The organism is Acidisphaera sp. S103 (assembly GCF_009765975.1).
GTDB lineage: Bacteria > Pseudomonadota > Alphaproteobacteria > Acetobacterales > Acetobacteraceae > Rhodopila.
The window spans coordinates 1-17942 of record NZ_LMUJ01000100.1 but is presented as its reverse complement, the minus strand read 5'-3'; the positions used below and the strand labels follow the sequence as shown (position 1 = coordinate 17942).

General features: G+C 62.5%; 17 protein-coding genes. 3 read left to right on the top strand and 14 right to left on the bottom strand.

The window, feature by feature from the left end:
* Position 1: 1 nt before the first annotated feature.
* The 4 genes from GSQ89_RS32305 to GSQ89_RS32290 form a co-directional block, all read right to left on the bottom strand.
* Complete coding sequence (locus tag GSQ89_RS32305; RefSeq protein WP_158932230.1) at positions 2-973, bottom strand: D-glycerate dehydrogenase; 972 nt, start codon at positions 971-973, stop codon at positions 2-4.
* A 683-nt stretch (positions 974-1656) separates the two neighbouring features.
* On the bottom strand, positions 1657-2985 hold the full coding sequence (locus GSQ89_RS32300) for an MFS transporter (protein ID WP_158932229.1): 1329 nt from the start codon (positions 2983-2985) through the stop codon (positions 1657-1659).
* A gap of 97 nt (positions 2986-3082) precedes the next feature.
* Positions 3083-4576 (bottom strand): FAD-dependent oxidoreductase, encoded by a 1494-nt coding sequence (locus GSQ89_RS32295; protein ID WP_158932228.1) that lies wholly within the window; start codon positions 4574-4576, stop codon positions 3083-3085.
* Positions 4577-4796: 220 nt separating this feature from the next.
* Complete coding sequence (locus GSQ89_RS32290) at positions 4797-5426, bottom strand: pyridoxamine 5'-phosphate oxidase family protein (protein ID WP_158932227.1); 630 nt, start codon at positions 5424-5426, stop codon at positions 4797-4799.
* A 77-nt stretch (positions 5427-5503) separates the two neighbouring features.
* On the opposite strand from GSQ89_RS32290, the gene GSQ89_RS32285 reads away from it, so the two are divergent.
* The gene (locus GSQ89_RS32285) at positions 5504-5893 is read left to right on the top strand and encodes a nuclear transport factor 2 family protein (RefSeq protein WP_158932226.1); all 390 of its coding nucleotides are present in this window, start codon (positions 5504-5506) and stop codon (positions 5891-5893) included.
* A 25-nt stretch (positions 5894-5918) separates the two neighbouring features.
* Here GSQ89_RS32285 and GSQ89_RS32280 read toward each other — a convergent pair whose 3' ends face one another.
* From GSQ89_RS32280 to GSQ89_RS32265, 4 genes are all read right to left on the bottom strand, one after another.
* Positions 5919-6620, bottom strand: a complete 702-nt coding sequence (locus GSQ89_RS32280) for a pirin family protein (protein ID WP_158932225.1) — start codon at positions 6618-6620, stop codon at positions 5919-5921.
* 60 nt (positions 6621-6680) lie between these two features.
* A complete protein-coding gene (locus GSQ89_RS32275) occupies positions 6681-7433 on the bottom strand; it encodes an SDR family oxidoreductase (RefSeq protein WP_158932224.1) in 753 nt (250 codons plus the stop codon).
* 165 nt (positions 7434-7598) lie between these two features.
* On the bottom strand, positions 7599-8015 hold the full coding sequence (locus GSQ89_RS32270; RefSeq protein ID WP_158932223.1) for an immunity protein YezG family protein: 417 nt from the start codon (positions 8013-8015) through the stop codon (positions 7599-7601).
* A gap of 8 nt (positions 8016-8023) precedes the next feature.
* A complete protein-coding gene (locus GSQ89_RS32265; protein WP_158932222.1) occupies positions 8024-9094 on the bottom strand; it encodes a DNA/RNA non-specific endonuclease in 1071 nt (356 codons plus the stop codon).
* Between the two features lie 293 nt (positions 9095-9387).
* Here GSQ89_RS32265 and GSQ89_RS32260 point away from each other — a divergent pair, with 293 nt between their 5' ends.
* Both GSQ89_RS32260 and GSQ89_RS32255 read left to right on the top strand, forming a co-directional pair.
* The gene (locus GSQ89_RS32260; RefSeq protein WP_216856523.1) at positions 9388-10527 is read left to right on the top strand and encodes a hypothetical protein; all 1140 of its coding nucleotides are present in this window, start codon (positions 9388-9390) and stop codon (positions 10525-10527) included.
* A gap of 229 nt (positions 10528-10756) precedes the next feature.
* A complete protein-coding gene (locus GSQ89_RS32255) occupies positions 10757-11824 on the top strand; it encodes a hypothetical protein (RefSeq protein ID WP_158932221.1) in 1068 nt (355 codons plus the stop codon).
* Positions 11825-11897: 73 nt separating this feature from the next.
* On the opposite strand, the gene GSQ89_RS32250 is transcribed toward GSQ89_RS32255, so the two are convergent.
* The 6 genes from GSQ89_RS32250 to GSQ89_RS32225 form a co-directional block, all read right to left on the bottom strand.
* Positions 11898-12944: a C-terminal binding protein gene (locus tag GSQ89_RS32250; RefSeq protein ID WP_158932220.1), complete on the bottom strand. Its 1047-nt coding sequence runs from the start codon at positions 12942-12944 to the stop codon at positions 11898-11900.
* Positions 12945-13031: 87 nt separating this feature from the next.
* On the bottom strand, positions 13032-14207 hold the full coding sequence (locus GSQ89_RS32245) for a mandelate racemase/muconate lactonizing enzyme family protein (RefSeq protein WP_158932219.1): 1176 nt from the start codon (positions 14205-14207) through the stop codon (positions 13032-13034).
* 78 nt (positions 14208-14285) lie between these two features.
* A complete protein-coding gene (locus GSQ89_RS32240) occupies positions 14286-14672 on the bottom strand; it encodes a PRC-barrel domain-containing protein (protein ID WP_158932218.1) in 387 nt (128 codons plus the stop codon).
* Positions 14673-14730: 58 nt separating this feature from the next.
* Positions 14731-15024, bottom strand: a complete 294-nt coding sequence (locus tag GSQ89_RS32235; protein ID WP_158932217.1) for a hypothetical protein — start codon at positions 15022-15024, stop codon at positions 14731-14733.
* Complete coding sequence (locus tag GSQ89_RS32230; protein ID WP_158932216.1) at positions 15021-16445, bottom strand: amidohydrolase family protein; 1425 nt, start codon at positions 16443-16445, stop codon at positions 15021-15023. The genes GSQ89_RS32235 and GSQ89_RS32230 overlap by 4 nt, the downstream gene beginning before the upstream one ends.
* 82 nt (positions 16446-16527) lie before the next feature.
* Positions 16528-17583: an MORN repeat-containing protein gene (locus GSQ89_RS32225; RefSeq protein ID WP_158932215.1), complete on the bottom strand. Its 1056-nt coding sequence runs from the start codon at positions 17581-17583 to the stop codon at positions 16528-16530.
* Positions 17584-17942: the final 359 nt, after the last annotated feature.

Sequence of the window (17942 nt, the reverse complement as noted above, 5' to 3'; positions counted from 1 at the left end):
GTCAGTCCTTCCACAGCGGGTCGATCGCCGGCCGACCAGCCAGCACCGCGACAATATTGTCCAACGCTCGGAAGCCCATTGCGTCACGGGTTTCTTTCGAGGCGCTTCCCACGTGCGGCGACAGCACCACGTTCTCCAGCGGCGCAAAGCGCAGGTCGTAATCCGGTTCGGCTCGGAACACGTCCAGGCCGGCGGCGAACAGTTTTCCGGACGTCAGCGCATCGAGCAGCGCATCTTCATCGATCAAGGTGCCTCGGGCGACGTTCACCAGGACGGCACCGTCCGGCAGCAGGGACAGCGCCTTGGCATCGACGATCTTGTCGGTGGCGGCCCCGCCGGGGGCGTGGATCGACAGGAAGTCGCAATGCGGCAGCATCGCGTGGAAGTCGGAAAAGTATTCGGCGCCCTGTTCCAGTTCGGGCGGCAATCGCGTTCGGCCATGATACATGATCTTCATATCGAACCCGCGCGCCCGCTGTGCGAAGGCCTGGCCGATCCGGCCCATGCCCAGGATGCCGACCCGCTTGCCGGTCACCCGGACACCGAGCAACTCACCCTGGCCGATGCGGCGGCGCCAACCCTGGCGCATGATGCGGTCATACTCGGCACCCCGGCGGGCGGCGGCGAGCATCAGCATCATCGCATGATCAGCGGTGCATTCCGTCAGCACGCCGGGTGTGTTGGTGACGACAAGACCGCGGGCCTTGGCGGCTGGGACATCGATATGGTCGTAGCCGACACTGCTGGTGGCGCCGACCCGGACGCTGGGGGGCAGGCCGGCGATGGCGGCGGCGTCCAACGGCAGGGTGTTGGTGAACAGGATGGCCTCGGCCTTAAGCGACTTGGCGGCCGCGGTTACCTCCGGCACCGTCATGTCGTCGGGGCCGTCCAGGACGATCGAGTCGAAGTCGGCCCTTGCTCGGGCAACAACATCGGTCGTCGTCAGGCAGGCCAGCACCAGCCGTGGCTTCATATCGATTGCTTTCCTGTTATCGCTACCAATCATAGGTGCGGGCGGGTTGGTTGGACAGCCTTTACCCCTAGACGAAACGATTCTGGAGCATGTGCGGTCGGCGGCAGATTGCCGTGTCACCGCTGTTCCCGCAATGGGCCGGCGTCGGGGGCGTGGGGGCCGAGGAAGCAAGGGCCTAACGCAGATAGAAAGGCGGATGCAGGCGAAACACGCAGATGCTTGGTTATACCAAGTGCCGTTGAGTTTGACCCTTCCGCTGCCGTCATGGCCGGGCGCCTGCTTCGGGCGTCCCGGCCATCCGCGCACCAGCCGATGAAGCGTGGATGGCCGGGACACGCACAGCGCGCGCGCCCGGCCATGACGGCATCCAAGAGTCGGCATCAACGGCGCCTGGTATTATAGCTCGCTGACCATGCGTTTGATGCTCAGCCTTGCGGACTTTCTCCGTAGACCCGATGCCGAGCGTGTAAAGGCAAAGCCGATGACATGTCCGGATATATCATTTAGCCGGTTTTCATCCGCGTGTTTGGCGTGCATCTGCTGTGTTATCTGCGTAAGGTTCTTCTTTGCGATGATACCAGCAAAACGTTGCCAAAGAGCTAACAGGTTGCCGCGTAACAACGTAACCCGATACGGCCGGGACGGCGGCGCGTACAACCGGTCAGCCTCTTCGTTTCGAGACGCTACGCTCCGTCAGCCCGGCTGGCCCGATGGCCGTCCCGCATGAACGCCGCGGCAATGATGCTGATGATCGAACACAACACCAGGTAGCCGGCGATCAGGTAGCCGCTGCGGTCGCGCACGAACAGCAGCGTGGCGATGATCGGTGTCGGTCCGCCGCCCAGGATCGAGGCCAACTGATACCCCACGGCCGACCCGCTGTAGCGCACGTTGGCGGAGAAGCTTTCGGTAATCAGCGCGGCCTCGGCGCCGTACTGCAGCCCGTGCGGGATCAGCGACAGGGCGATAACCAGGAAGACCAGAGACGGAGACGCGGTCGCGAAACCGGCGAAATAGACGAAGCTGAACAGCCCGGCGCCGGCCACGCCGATCATGAACATCAGTTTGCGGCCGAACCGGTCGGCCAGCGCACCGGAGATCGGCACGCAGAAGCACTCGATCGCCAGGCCGACCAGCAGCGCGGCCAGGATGAAGTTGCGGTCGAAATGCAGCACCTGGACGCCGATGGTGAAGACGAAGACGGTGAAGATGATGAAGCTGCTCAGCTCCGACATCCGCAGCAGGGTGATCAGGATGATTTCCCTGTAGTGCTGCTGGATCGCCTTGATGACGGGCAGCTTCTGCACCTGGCCGGCATTGGCGAATTCCCGGAATACCGGGGTTTCCGTCAGCCCGAGGCGCATATACAGGCCCAGCATGACCAGGATGGCGCTGAATGCGAACGGGATCCGCCATCCCCATGTCATGAAGGCGCTGCCGGTGGCCAGGCTGGCGCCGCCGAACAGCAGGTTGGAGAACAACGCCCCCATGGGGACGCCGATTTGCGGCCAACTGGCGAACAGGCCGCGGCGCTTGGGTTTGCTCCATTCCATGGACAGAAGGATCGCCCCGCTCCATTCGGCGCCGACGCCCAGGCCCTGGAGAAACCGCAGTACGGACAGGATGACAGCGCCCCAGATGCCGATGTGCTGATAGGTCGGCACCAGCGCGACCAGGAACGTGCCGAAGCCCATCAGCAAAATGGTGGCGACCAGCGCGCCCTTGCGGCCGAGGCGGTCGCCGAAATGGCCGAAAATCAGCGCACCGACGGGGCGGGCGATGTAGCCGACGGCGAAGACGATGAAGGAATTGAGGGTTCCGGCCAGCGCGTCGGAATTCGGGAAAAACAACGATGGAAACACCAGCCCGGCGGCGATGCTGTAGAGGCCGAAATCATACCACTCGATGATGGCGCCGATGGTGCTGGCGATGACGGCGCGTTTCCGATTCCGATTGTCCCTGACCGAATCCGCTGAGTCCAGGCTGTTGCCGTAGCCCGCGCTGCTGCTCATCATTGGATCTCCCATTTTCTTTGTCTTGACCGTCTTGGGCGGCGTTTATCGAAGTCCCGGCGGCCGCCACGGGATTGCCCGCGGCGGCCTGGCCGTCTTATGCGTTGTCGGCCCTCCACGCTGGTTCGGCGACCGCGTTGCGGGCGGCGATGCGGCCGAATGTCAGGCATTCGCCGATATTGCCGGTGCCCTGATACAGGTAGCTGTAGATCGATCCCAGTTCGCCGGCGCTGTAGAGCCTGGGGATCGGGGACCCGTCGGGACGCACGATCTGCGCCCGTTCGTTACGCCTGGGGCCGCCCTGGGTGTTCAGCATCGAGGGCGACAGTTCCACCGCGTAATACGGTCCGTCACCGATCGGCTGCATCATCAGGGTTCGGCCGAACTCGGCGTCACGCTTCGCCGCCACATGATCGTTCCAGCGACTGACTGTATTGATCAGTGTGGTGGCGTTCACGCCGATGACCCCGGCGAGATCGGCGAGGCTGGCGGCACTCTTGACCCAGCCTTTTGCCAGTTCCTTGCTGTTGTCCTTGCTCCAGTCGTACTGCTCGATGATTTGCGTCCACCCGTGGCTCGGGTGTCCGTCGTAGAGCGGGCCGGAAGAAAACATGGTGTGATCGAAGATCAGATACATCGGGCAGGGCGTGGCCAGCGGCAGCCAGACGCCGTTGATCGGAACCTTGCCGTGACGGGTGCGGTATTTTTCGTCGGCGAACCGTTTTCCGTCCGGGCCGACAACGATCATGCCGCCCGGGATTTCCTTGCTGTAGTGCAATGCCTGCATCGAGAATGTGGTGCGGACTTCCGGCACTTTCAGTGCCATCGACGGACCAGCATAGTTGTTCATGTGCCACAGATCGGCGCCCACGGACATTGCCATGGTGATGCCGTCACCCTCATTGTACGGCGAACCGGAGGTGTAACAATAGGGGACACCGGGCAGATAATCGCGGATCATCTGTTGGTTGTTTTCGAAACCACCGCAGGTCAGGACGACGCCTTTGCGGGCCTTGACGGTGATCGGCTTGCCATCCCGTTGGGCGCGGACACCCAGGATTTCCTTGGTGGTGTCGTGCTGGATCAGCGCCTGGCCGGGCGTTTCGTAGAGGATCTGGATAGGGCGTTCCTTCACCAGGCGTTCGAACAGTTTCCAGGTGTAGGAATAGCCATAGGTCGGGCCGTCGTGGAACTTGTGCACGCAGTCGGACCCGGGCAGGTCGGGGAATTCGATTCCGACCGGCGGATGCTGATGCTCCTGCGGGTCGCCGCCGAGGCTGCGCAGCCAGTCATTGTTGCGGCCCATCTCCTCGGCCCACACCTTCACCATGGTCTCCGGCACGGTGTAGGGGCCACACAGGGCGGTCAGGTAGGCAGCGGCGCTTTCGGCCGACGACGTGTTCAGGTAGCCCTGGCCGGCGACGCGGGTGTTGCCGCCTTCTTGCCCCTCGGGCGCTTTCTCCAGGATAACGACCTTGGCGCCGAGTTCGTGGGCGGTGACGGCGGCGGCCATGCCCGCGGCGCCAAATCCGACGACGACGACATCAGCTTCTATGTCCCACTTCCGTGGGATTGCATTCTGGTGGTCCATGGGTATTCCTGCTGGCGGAATCAGTCCGCGATTAATCGGTGCGAATCCGGTCTGGATGCGTCCTGTTGCGAACCGAACAATCCATCGCAGCGTCGTGATATATCGATATCACGGTTCTGTTTTGGCGCGCAATTTTCCGGGCCGGGCCGACGGGCGGATTCCACCGATCATATCGGAACGATATGGTCTTATCCCGAATGCAGGACTATATAATTCCGGTTCAGTAGATTGTCGTGCGCAGCCGTTCGGGGTAGTCGCGGTCGTATTGCTCGCCACCCACCTTGCCGGCGGTGATGTCGGCCAGGATCGTACCGGTGCTGGGCAGCGATTTCCGGCTGATATGCTTCTCGGGGTTCCATAGTTCGGAGCGGACCAGCGCTTTCGGGCATTGGAAATAGACGTTTTCCGCCCGTACGATGATGACCGAGCGGGGCAGGGTGCCACGGTACGGGAAGCGGCCGATCAGCTCCGGCGCGGTGGAGATCGCCGCTCGGCCGTTCACCCGCAGGGTTTCGCCGACGCCGGGGATCAGGAACAGCAGGGCGATACGGTCGTCTCGGACAATGTTGCGCAGCGTGTCGATGCGGTTGTTGCCGCGCCGATCGGGAATCAGCAGGGTCTTTTCGTCCAGCACGTGGACGAAGCCAGCGGGATCGCCGCGGGGGGAACAGTCCAGCCCCTCCGGCCCGCTGGTGGCGATGACGACGAAGGGCGAGGCCTCGATCATCGTGCGGTAATGCGGATGGATATGATCGGTCTCCTTGGCGATCGCGCCAATGGGGGATTCGCCGTAGATCGCATCGAGGGCCGCCTGATCGCGGATCAGGCCGTCGGTGTTGATCGCATCCATCGCGGGCACGCTCCTGTGACGCTGAGACCGATCAGTCTATACTGGCGCGGGATAAAGGGAACGGACAAGGAGGGCATATGTCTGATAAAGATGAGATTCGGGAACTGTTGGCACGCTATTGCTTCGCGCTGGACGCCGATCGGTTCGAGGAGATGGCGGCGTTGTTCACCCAAGACGGGGTTTGGGAGACGGCGTTCGGCACCGGGACGGGGCGAGCGGGCATCGTGGCGCAGGCACGCAGCATCGCCACGGGCGAGCGGCCGCGGCGGGTGCATCTGACCACCAATATCGTGATCGACCTGGATGGCGATACCGCGACGGCGCGGTCCAACTGGGCGCTGGTGCAGAACAGCCCCGCCGGACCGGTGATCGGGTCGGGCGGGGCCTATGCGGACCGGCTGGCGAAGGTCGAGGGCCGTTGGTTCTTCAAGCATCGGACGATCGAGCGGTATATCAAAGCGGGGTGACCGGACGATAACCCCGCCTTGAGGCCTAAGCGGCGACGTCCACGACCACGATCTCGGTTGCCTTGGTCGCGGTGATGGTCACCGACCGTTCATCCGCGATCGCAACGCCGTCGCGGGCCTGGGCGGTGACGCCGTTCACCGTGACCGAACCGTTCACCGCCACGAGGTAGGCGGCTCGGCCGGGGGCAAGGGTGAGTTCGGTCGTCTGGCCCTCGGCCAGGGTGCCGGCGAGGACGGCGGCATCGGCGTTCAGGGGAAGCGCGCCGGTGTTCGCGTCGGCTGGACGGCCGCTGGCCACGACGGACAGGCCCTTGTTGTCGCGAGGGAATGCCTTGGTGCCCCAGCCAGGCGCGACGCCGCGCTTGTCCGGCATGATCCAGATCTGGAACAGGCGGGTCGGGACGTCTTCCTTGTTGTATTCGGCGTGGGTGATGCCGGTGCCGGCGTGCATGACCTGGACGTCGCCGGCTTCCGTGCGACCTTCGTTGCCCAGGTTGTCGCGATGGGTGATCGCGCCTTCGCGGATGTAGGTCACGATTTCCATGTCGCGGTGCGGGTGGGGATCGAAACCGGTGCCGGGTGCGACCTCATCATCGTTCCATACGCGCAGGCGGCCGAGGCCCATGCGCTCCGGGTCGTGGTAGCCGCCGAAGCTGAAGTGATGGTGGGCGTTCAGCCATTCGTTGCGGAACGCGCCCAGGGTGGCGAAGGGGCGAAGCTGGATCATGGTGCGGGGTTCCTTTCTGTTGGCGCCGCACGTGGGAAGCCGTTTGGCTTTCGACAAGTGTTACAGGGCGGCGGTCAGACCCCCGTCCACCACAAGGATATGGCCGGTGACGTAGGATGCGGCGTCCGACGCCAGGAACACGGCCGGACCCGCGAGTTCCTTTGGATCGCCCCAACGGCCCATGGGTGCTCGTGTGGCAATCCAGTCTGCGAATTTCGGGTCTTTGTGGAGAGTGTCGGTGGCGTCGGTGGGGAAGAAGCCGGGGGCGATGGCGTTGACGGTGACGCCCTGGGGCGCGAGTTCGGCGGACAAAGCGCGGACCATGCCGTGCAGGCCGGCCTTGGCGGTGATGTAGCCCGGGATGGTTGGCCGGCCGACCAGGCCCATGATGGAGGATACCATGATGATGCGGCCGGATTGGGCGGGGACCATGAGGCGGGCGGCTTCCCGGGACAGGCGGAAATAGGCGGACAGGTTGGAGTCGATGACGCCGGCCCAGTCTTCGTCGGTGGTTTCCAGCAGCGGTTTGCGGGGGATGATGCCGGCGTTGTTGACCAGGATATCCAGGCGGCCGTGGTCCTGGGCGATGGTTTCAAATGCGGCTTTCGTGGCTGAGCGGTCGGAGACGTCGAAGGCCAGGGTTCCCGCCAGGTTGGGGAAGGCGGCGGCGGTAGCTTCAAGGCGGGCCGGGTCGCGGCCGTGGAGGATGACCTTGGCGCCGGCCTCGGCGAGGCCCTGGGCGATGGCGTGGCCGAGACCACGGGAGCTGCCGGTGACGAGGGCGATGCGGTTGGTCAGGGAGAAGTCGGGCATGCGGGCGTTCCTGGCTGGTTGCCGTGGTCTACCCCAGGGATCGCTTGTCTGCCCAGATCAATGTTCTGTTGCGCGGCTGGTTATCGCGGCAATGGTATGTTCCTTATAAGAAACTACAATAAATTCGGGGTGCTCGTCCACGTATCCATTGCCGTTTGTGTCTCGTTATGTTCGGCCGCGGTCGGTCTTGTAGGTTTCCAGGTAGCGGTCGAAGCGGCCCTGGGATTGTTCGTCGAAGATTCCATTGACACGCCTTGGGGCGGCGTAGTCGAAGTTGAACTTGTACTGGCCGGAACGATCGATCACCAGGTCGCAGGTGCCCCAGCGCTCGTTCTCGGTCTTCGCCATCAGGTCGTTGAGCTGGATGAACAGGTCATCCACCGCGTCCGGCAGGGTGCGCAGGCTGGTCTCCTGGAAGTCGCCGCCGGCGGCGGAGATGTAGAAGGCACAGTAGTCAACTTCGCGTCCCTCGTCGGTGGTCAGCATCTCGTAGTTCACCACGATGCGCTCCCACGATTCCTGCATCGCGTCTGACACCGCCCGGGCCAGGGATTTCTGAAGTTCCAGCGCTTGCAGGTTCATCGGTGCACCTATTTGTTGATCAGCTTGCGGGTATTCCACTTGCCGCCGTTCACCCGGTAGGAGGCGATCAACTGATCGGGACGGTTCGTGGTGTTCCCGGCGCTGTAGCGCGGTTCGACGCTGACTTCCACCTTGTTGGACGTGTTGGAGGCGAGATCGCGGACGGTGTTCTCGAATCGTTTATAGGCGCCCTGGTTCAGGTTCGGAATGCCATCGCCGATCGTCTTGCCGTTGCCCGGCACCACGTTCAGCCGCACCGTCGGTCCGTCCATGGAGTCGGCGATCAGGTGGAAGCCGACATCGGTCGGTTTGCCCTCATGCCCGATATCCTTCTGCAGGTCGGGATGGTTGCGGCCGAATTCCCGCACCTTGACCGTGCCGCTGGCCTCGACGGTGCGGCCCTCGCTGTCGGTCGACCATTTGTAGTCGCCATATTGATAGCTCGTGTTCGGTGCTGGGTTGTTGGCTGCGTCCTCAAAATCCTTGAATGAGGTGAAGGTCTTCACCGGGGGCGCCGGTTCGGCTTCCGGCATCTTGGGCGGGTCGATCTGGCCTTCGGCATGGGTGGTGAGTTTGCTGGCGTCCCCGGCGGTATCGGCGAGTTTACCGGCATCCCCGGTTGCGTCGGCCACTTTGCCGGCGTCGCCGGTGAGTTCGGCGACGCGACCGGCATCGCCCAGGGCGCCGGCGGCATCGGCTTCAGCGCCACCTGGAACGAAGGCGGTGTCGATCATGACGACGCCCTGGCCGAACAGCTTGCCGACGAAGGCGCTGCCTTGGCCTTGTGCCGCGGCCTGGTCGTAGGCGGTCTGCACCGAATGCCAGGCGCAGCTGATGGCGTGACCGGTTTCGCTGGCGGCCTTGCCGGGATCGGTGACGGCGGTGGCGGCGAAGTTGCCGACGGCCTTGGCATCATGAACGGCGTCGTCCCAGGCCTGCTTTCTGTATTGGCTGTTCGTTGCCAGCTTGTAGCCGGACTGGGCCAGGTGGCCGACGCCCTCGACCATGCCCTTGGCGCCATCCCAGGCGCCTTCGCCGGCGCCCTCCACGAACCCGCCAACGTCACCGAGCCAACTCATTTGTTTGATCTCCTGGTGTTTTTGCTCAAGGGTTTGTCGGATTTTGTGCAGTTGAATTTTTGGTGATGTAAAATTCAACGTCTGTATACTGGAAGAGAATGAATACGAATCCCCAACAACTGTTGAATCGGGGGTAAATGACGCCCCCGATTGCCACAACGGCACTGCGATGACGGTTGCATGACCTTGCCGACCCGAATCGTCGGCGTCGATATGCAGCCCGGCGAGCGGTCGTTTGCTGACGACGGGTGGGGGGCCGGATCGATCATTGTCGGTCCGCGAGTGTCTCCAGCATGTCACTTGGTCCGCGGGCACTGTTTCGATATTGTGTCGGCATGCATCATGTCATGGGCGATTTGCGTCTCGGTCGGATGGCGATCCGTTACAGCCAGTTTGTGCCCAGGCTTTACAATTATTGCCGGTCGTTGGGGTTTCGGCGGGACCGGATGATGCCGTCGCGGGCGTTCTGCTCCGACGAAAGCCAGGGCTATCCGGTTATTCTGATCGCGCAGCATTTTGGCACATTTCCGTTCGATCATGGACAGGTCGGCGGCCGGGTGGCGACCGACCGGCATGGGCCGCATGCGCATCACGGCGAGGATCTCGTCATCATCCAGGCCAGCCATGTCGGTTACGATGTCGATGGCCGGCGTTTCGGGGTTTATCCGCGGCCGCGCACGGACCACGGCGGGTTCGGTGCGAACTGCGGGAAGCTGTCGGCCGTGCTGGACTGGTATCGGACGGAATATGCGCATGCCCGTAACGATATCCGGCTTGGTTCGGTCGATGGGATGCCCACGGTGTTTATCGACAATGCACTGCTCGATCCAAATCGCACCGAGGGCTTGTTTCCGCGGCTTGACCGGCTGATCGATGCGGCTCGGCCTGATCCGCTGCGGATGCTGAGCACGTCGAAGGCGTTCGCGGCGGCGCCGTCGCTGGCGCGCGGTGGTGGCGGGCCGGGGCCGATCGGCGATTTGTTGACGGCCGACTTGTTCTTTTTCCGCCGCCAGCCGGTGATTGGTCCGGAAGGGCACGACCTGCTGGAGGACGCGTTGGCGCCGGCTATGCCGACAGTCGTGACGTCGCCGAATCCGGCGCTGGACGCTGCGCGGTATCATACGCAGATCGAGTTCGACCGCACGTACCGTACTATGCAGCGCGAGCCGGCCTATCACGGCAAGAACGTGCTGTTCGTTTCTGGACTGAATGTGGATGTCGCACCGCGGGATGGCTTGCTGTTTCCGCTAACCAAATTCGTGCCGTGGGCGGCGTATGCCCGATTGCGGGACGGAACGCATTTCCTGTTGGAGCAGGACGCGTTGTTTGAGGCACTGGCCAGGCAATCAATTGAAAATGCAGATCAGGTCTCGTTCGATGCCACGATCACGACCATGGCGGAGGTCGAGGGGATCGAATTGCCGTCAGTCTAACGTCCCCGGGGATTGGCCGGGAAGATGCCGGTTCCGGCGTTTCATCAAAGTATTCAGGGGATGATGCGGTCCCGCCGGACGGGTGGTCCTGGCACGTGATTCGACAGGCCGGCCATAGTCGGATATTTTCATGTTCCCGGATAAGCATTAACGCAAGTTTAGAAAATGCGAAGACGCTTCCGGCCGGCACTTAATACAACAAGAAATGTCGAGGAAACGAGGAGGATTCATGGCTTATAATATCCTGATCATGGGCGCGTCCTATGGCTCGCTGCTGGCCTCCAAACTGATGTTTGGCGGGCACAACGTGAAGCTGGTGTGCCTGCCGGCCGAGGCCGACCTTATCAATGCGGAGGGCTTCCGAGTTCGGATGCCGATCAGGGGCCGGAAGGATCAAATCGAGATCGACTCCCGTAAGCTGCCGGGCAAGGTTTCCGCATCGGGTGCCAGTGATGTCGACCCGAAAGACTACGACCTGATCGGCCTGGCGATGCAGGAGCCACAATATCGGTCCCCCGGCGTGCGGGAACTGCTGGACGCGGTGGCGAAATCCAGGGTGCCCTGCATGTCGATCATGAACATGCCGCCGCTGCCCTACGTGCAGCGCATTCCGAACCTGGACTACGAGGCGCTGAAGCCGGCCTACACCGATCCGACGGTCTGGAACAGTTTCGATCCCGGGACGTTGACGCTGTGCAGTCCGGATCCGCAGGCGATCCGGCCGCCGGAGGAAAAGGTCAACGTGCTGCAAGTGACCTTGCCGACCAACTTCAAGGTGGCCCGTTTCGAATCCGACAAAAGCACGGCGATCCTGCATCAGTTGGAAAAAGACGTCGACGCGGTGCGGTTTGACGTGCCCGAAGGCAAGATCGAACTGCCGGTGAAGCTGCGCGTGCATGACTCGCTTTTTGTGCCGTTGGCCAAGTGGTCGATGCTGCTGGCGGGTAACTATCGTTGCGTCACCGCTGATGGCATGCGCACCGCCCAGGAAGCGGTGAATGCCGATCCGGCGGAAGCGAAATCGGTTTATGATTTTGTGTTCGATCTGTGCGTGAAGATTGGCGCGTCACCGAAGGATCTTGTGCCGTTCGAGAAATATGCCGAGGCAGCGCAAAGTCTTTCGCGGCCGGCGTCGGCAGCGCGGGCGTTGCAGAATGGTGCCCCGTATATCGAGCGTGCGGACAAGTTGGTGCAGCTTATTGCGCGGCAGAAAGAAATGCACCACCCGGCGATCGATGCTCAGGTGGCGTTGGTCGATGCTCGTCTTGAGGCGAATCGGAAGAAAGCGGCGGGATAGTACCGAGCGCTACGAGGGCGTAGCGAGATTCGTGTATCGGGAGGCGCGGCCTCCCGATACGGATAGATGCTCTCTAGCTGTTTGGCCCGCGTTCCATCGACACCGGCTGCCAGCGACGCAGGTTCGACTTCAGCAGCACGGCCGGGTTGACGCAGCTCATGGGCCATTTGCCGTTCAGGATCAGGCCGAGTTCGCGCCCGACGTGACGTTTCCGAGCCGGATCGAACCGGGAGGAGGCAGAGGCTGTGTGGGCGGACAGGGTGACGTTCGGCATGCCCAGCAGCGGGTTGTTGTTGCCGGGCGGCTCGATTTCCAGAACGTCGAGGCCGGCGTGGGCGATCCAGCCTTCCGACAGGGCCTTGATCAGACCGGCTTCCTGGACGGTGGGGCCTCGGCCGGTGTTGATGAAGATGGCGGTCTTCTTCATCAGGCGGAAGTGCTTTTCCATCAGCATGCCTTCCGCTTCCGGTGTGGCGGGCGCGTGCATCGAAACGAAATCGGACTGGGAGAGGACTTCTTCCAGCGTCACCGGCAGGACGCCGTGTTCGACCATGACCAGTTCCTCGATGAACGGGTCATAGGCGATGACACGCAGGCCGAACGGCTTGGCTCGTTTCGCCACCGCTCGGGCGACGTGGCCGAAGGCGATCAGGCCGAGGGTCAGGCCCATCAGGCGGGGGATTTGCAGTAGAGCGGGGCGGCCTTCGCGCCAACGGTTTTCTCGGACCATGCGGTCTTGCTCGATGGTGCGGCGATGGGCAGACAGCAGCAGCATCAGCGCGTGGTCGGCGACTTCCTCGATGAAGGTGTCGGGGCAGTTGGTGACGGGCAGGCCGCGTTCGGTGGCGGCTTTCACGTCGACGCTATCCACGCCGACACTGCCCAGCACGATGGCGCGACACTTGGCTGGCAGTCCTTCAACGACCTTTTTGGTGAAGCGCATGCCTTTCGCGTAGACCACGTCGGCATCCTGGGCGAATTTGATAAAGCCGTCCTCATCGGCAGGGCCCTCGACGATTTCGGCGTCGATGCCTTCCAGCGGTTCCATTTCGTAGTTGTAGCCGCCGCCGGCGGTGGTGAAGCTGGCCCCGGTCGGGGTCGCGATCTTGAATTTTGCCAATTGTTTTCTCCTTGGGGTGGTTTTGGTGCCGCTATAAGTGGCCCGGACTTCGCCGGGCCATGACGATTTTTTGGCCGGCGACGACAATCAGTTTTTCGGGGGACGGGCGCGGACGGCTTTTTCGTTGATGTCGATGCCCCAGCCGGGGCCGGTGGGCAGGATGAACTCGCCGTTCTCGATTGTCGGGACGACTGTATAGAACTCGTCGCGCCAGGGGGCACTGTCGATGTCGATCTCCATCACCCGGAAGTTCGGCACGATGGCGCTGAACGTCGCACTGATGGCGCTGCACAGATGGCCGTAGAAGTTGTGCGGGGCGACGTTGATTTCGTAGACATCGGCCATGGACGCGATCTTGGACGATTCCAGCAGGCCGTTCCAGATGACATCGACGATGGCGACATCAGTGGCGTAATGATCCAGGAACGGTTTGAATTCGCGGCGGCCGTGCAGCGTTTCGCAGGATGCGATAGGGCAGGGCGCGCCGCGCTTGATCTCGGCCAAGGCGGGGGCGTCGTGGGTGTCGATTTCCAGCCAGGTCAGGTTGGCGTCGGCGACCGCGTCGGCGATGCGCTTGAAGCCCTCGGTCTTGAAGTTGAAGTTGATGTCGAGGTGAATGCCCATGTCGGGGCCGACGGCCTGGCGGATGATGGACAGTTGTTCGGTGACGCCTCGGGTCAGCTTGTTGTCCCAGTTCAGTTCGGGCCAGCCAGCGTGGCGGCCGAAACCGGGGACGTAGGAGCCCAACCGGCCATCGGCAATTGGGAGAATATTGGTTTTGAGGGCGCGGAAGCCTCGATCGCGGACTTCTTGCGCGTGTTTGGCGAGGTCGTCGTAATTGCGCAGTTCAGGGACGCCCATCAGGGCGGCACTGCGCACGCGGTAGGTGCCGAAATGCGACCAGTAGACGGGGATGCGCTCGCGGATCGGGCCGCCGAACAGTGCGGCAACGGGGATGCCGTAGGCCTTGCCGGCGACGTCTAGCAGAGCGTTCTCAATCGCGGCGATGGCTTGCTGGTTCAGGCCGCCGCGGGATTGGCGGGTCAGCACGTGCAGGTGCTGCGTGACCTGCTCGAACTTGCACGGATCGCGGCCGATCAGCACTGGCGACAGGCCCTTGATGACGTCGGACAGGCCGGTACTGCCGAAACTTTCGTTGAACTCCGACCAGCCGATGATACCGTCACTGGTTGTGATTTTCAGGAATGAAAACATGCGCCAGCCGGCGTCGGCCTGGAGCGTCTCGACCTGAGTGATCTTCATGGCGTCCCCCTCGGACGTGATGATTGCGTTATCACGGCCCGAGGAGATTCCAAGCACGGTCAGCGATGCGGGGCAAGGTTAGGGAACCAGGTCCCAAAACGGATTGACGCCATAGTGTGTGTAAATGTCGCGGCCCCAGCTTTCGTCATGCCACGAAGCGGTCGCCGGATCGGTGTAGGATGGGGCGCCTTCGAGCACGTCCTGGTCGATGTCGACGACATAGCCACCCATTTCAGTGTCGTAGCTGAGTTTTTCCCAGGGCAGCGGGTAGTAACGGTCGCCGACGCCCAGGAAGCCGCCGAAACTGAGCACGGCGTATGCGATGCGGCCAGAAGCCTTGTCGATCATGACGTCGTGGATGGAGCCGAGTTTTTCCAGCGCGACGTTGTAGACCGTGGTGCCCTGCACCTGTTTGGCCGCGATCATCCGGCCGGCGGGATTGGAGGTGTCGTCGAGCGTTGCCATGTGCTGTTCCTGTCGTTGACACGGAGTCCAACGCACGGCGGGGCGCGAGGTTCTTTGCCTATGCGCCGCCGATCCGCAGGCGGTCGCCGCGCGTGCCGCCCATCGCGTTGCGCAGCGCCGACAGCAGGGCGACGATGGATGGCACGGGTCGCGGAGGACGCTGGGCCGCCGCCCGCTCCGGCGTCTGGTAGAACCAACGCACCGGACGCAGATCGGGATCGGCTCGTGTCACGGTGAAGGAACCGAACGGGGTTTGGATGAGGAGGCCGGGGTCGGCGGCGGTGATTTTGCCCTCGATTTCCCACAGCTTCAGGCAATCCAGGAGGAGTGCCCGAAGCTGCGAGTCGGTCACAGCCGGGGCGCGGTCAACATGTCCTCCGCGATGCGGCGGTGCTGCCATTTGCCGTCGTTCAGGCTGCCCTTGAAGACGCCATTGTCCACCACAACCTTGCCGCGCAGCACGGTCAGGCAGGGCCAGGCGTCCATCTTGCGGCCTTCCCAGGGGGTGTAGTCGGCTTCGTGCAGGTCCTCGGCTTTGATGACGCGCTGATCGGCGGGGTCCAGCACGCAAATATCGGCATCCGATCCAGCGGCGAGCGCTCCCTTGCGTGGATACAGGCCCATGATCTTGGCGGCGTTGGTGGATACCAGATCGACATAGCGGCGTAACGAGTAGCCGCGTTTGCCGACCATTTCGGTGTACATCAGCGCCACGCGCGGCTCGACGCCGGCATTGCCGCCGGTGGTGTCGTCGATGCGGTTGCCTTGCAGTTTCTGCTTCAGGGTGCAGCAGATTTCGTCGGTGGCGACACAGTTGATGGACCCGTCAAGCGTGCCCTGCCATAGGGCGGCATGGTCTTCCTGACCCTTCAGCGACGGGTAGGTGTGGTAGATCTGGCCGTTGGGGCGTTTGTAGTCTTCCTTGGTATACAGCATGTATTGATGCAGGGATTCGCCGTAGATCGGCACGCCGCGGTGGCGGGCTTCCTGGATGGCGGAGACGCCGGTCGCGGCGGAGACGTGCATCATATACAGCGCGGCGCCGACTTTCTCGGCAAGGCGAATCACGCGGCGGAACGAAACGTCCTCGGACAGGGTGTTGTGGACTTCGGCCATGTTCTCGAAGCCCGCTCGGCCTTCGCGGATCAGCTTGCCATACATGTGCATGACGATGTCGTTGTCCTCGGAGTGGATCACACCAAGGCCGTTATTCGCTGCCAAGATCTGGAATATTTCCCAGATGTCGCCGAAATCGACCATGCGCCCTTTGCGGCTGGGGGTGATGTCGGTGGTGAAGATTTTCACCGTCGGGAAGCCGGCCTGGATGGCCTCGCCGATCTGGCCGGGCAGGTCGATCGGCAGGGCGCCTTCCACCATCAGGTGCTGGGCGTAATCGCAGGCGCAGTGGCCGTGCCAGTCCTCTTCGCGCTGTTCGATGGCGTCGCGCACGTCCTTGCCTTGGGAGGCTCGGGTGAAGTCGAGCATCGTGGTGGTGCCGCCATGCACTGCGGCCTTGCTGACGACGTCGGGTGGGGCGGTTAAATTGGCGGTGCCGTCGGGGTTGGGCAGGTGCCATTTGCAATGCACGTGCGGGTCGATGCCGCCGGGGATGACGATTTTGTCGGTGGCGTCGATGACGCGGGTGCCGTCGGGCACGGCGATACTGCCGGGTGCGGCGATCGCGGCGATTTTGTCGCCGGCGATCAGGATGTCATGTGCGCCGACGCCCTGCGGTGTTACGACGGTGTCGCCGCGGATTATCAGATCGATCATGGAATTCCCCCTGCTAGTCCTGGTTGGCCCATCGTCGCCCGGACGGGGCCAATCGGCAAGCGGGGTGCGACAGCGGTCGCCGCTACTGGTGCGGCAAAGGAGCGGCGTTGGCCTTGGGGCATGATGATGGATCAACACCGAACGCTGTTGATCGGCTGCCGTCCTGGAAGCAGCCGTGCTTGCACAGGCCTGAAAATGGAGGAATATCCGGCCTTACCAGGGTCCCCTCGCCATCGGCGAAGCCATCGCGCCACTCCCCCACGTAGCGAGTGCCGTGGCGCGAGACCATCGTCCCATGACCGTTCATTTTCCAATCGTAAAACCCGCCCTCGTAGTGGGCACCATTTCCAAACGTTAACGAGACGGGACCATCGGGCACATCGTCTTTCCAATTGGCTTCGATGTGCGAGGACGCCCATGATTGGGTTCCGTGCCCGTTGCGCTTGCCCTGTTGAACCTCCCCCTCGTATGTCGATCCACTCGGGTACTTGACGATACCGAAACCGGACATTGTACCAGCGTGCCAATTGCCATCATACGAACCGCCATTCGGCTTTGTCAGTGTTCCATGACCCTCAAGCTGCCCGTGGTGCCAGTTGCCTTCAAAGCGGGAGCCATCGGCAAGGGTCTCGATGCCGTAACCTTCAAATCCGTCCACCTTCCATCCGCCTTCGTAATGGAGGCCACCCTCAATTGACAGGACGACCGGGCCATCGATCCTGGCATCGTGCCAAATTCCCGAAACCGTCATGCCACCCGGCGTGTGACTTGTGCCTTGCCCGTTGGCAAGTCCGTTTCGCACCTCTCCTTCGTAGCGCCATACCACCTTGTTATTGATTTTGGCTTCCACAATGCCGGTTCCCGACACAAAACCATCGACGCAGGGCCCTAACCACGTGATCTGGGCGGAAGCAGAATCTGAGATCAGGACCTCGGCGGAAACAGGACCTGAGATCTGGGAGGAAGGGCCGCCTAACGTCAGATGAAGCTTGACAGGCGTCCCGAGCTTGCAACCTGACGTCGTTTCCCGGTAGCCCAGTATATCGATCGATTGGATTGAAAGCTCCGCGGCGACGCACGCCTCGGTAACGAAAAGCAAGCCAATGGCAAGCAAGGTTACCCTTGACAGGACGCCCATCGAACACTCCGAAATAGAGGTCGGAACGTATCATGGGTTGGCGCAATCGTCACGATAGCGCACACGATTGATGGTGGCGCTTTGAGCGTCGCGGTGGCCGATGAGCGCGAGGCGGCGTCGGACACGTAGCCGGCGCCGGCGCGAAGGCGTGGATGGTGGCCCTGCGGCCACCATGACGGGGGGTGACGATCGTGCCTTGCCCGCAACGCTTATTCCTGCGCATCGCCTTCGTTACCACCACGTTCTGTGAACGCGCTGTCGTGCCTAAGAGCCTGACCGGAAACGGTATCGGAATCAAATCTGGTAAGGGTTAAGTCTTTGTAGACGTTGACCGGTCTCGCAGGTTGCGATTCGCTGGC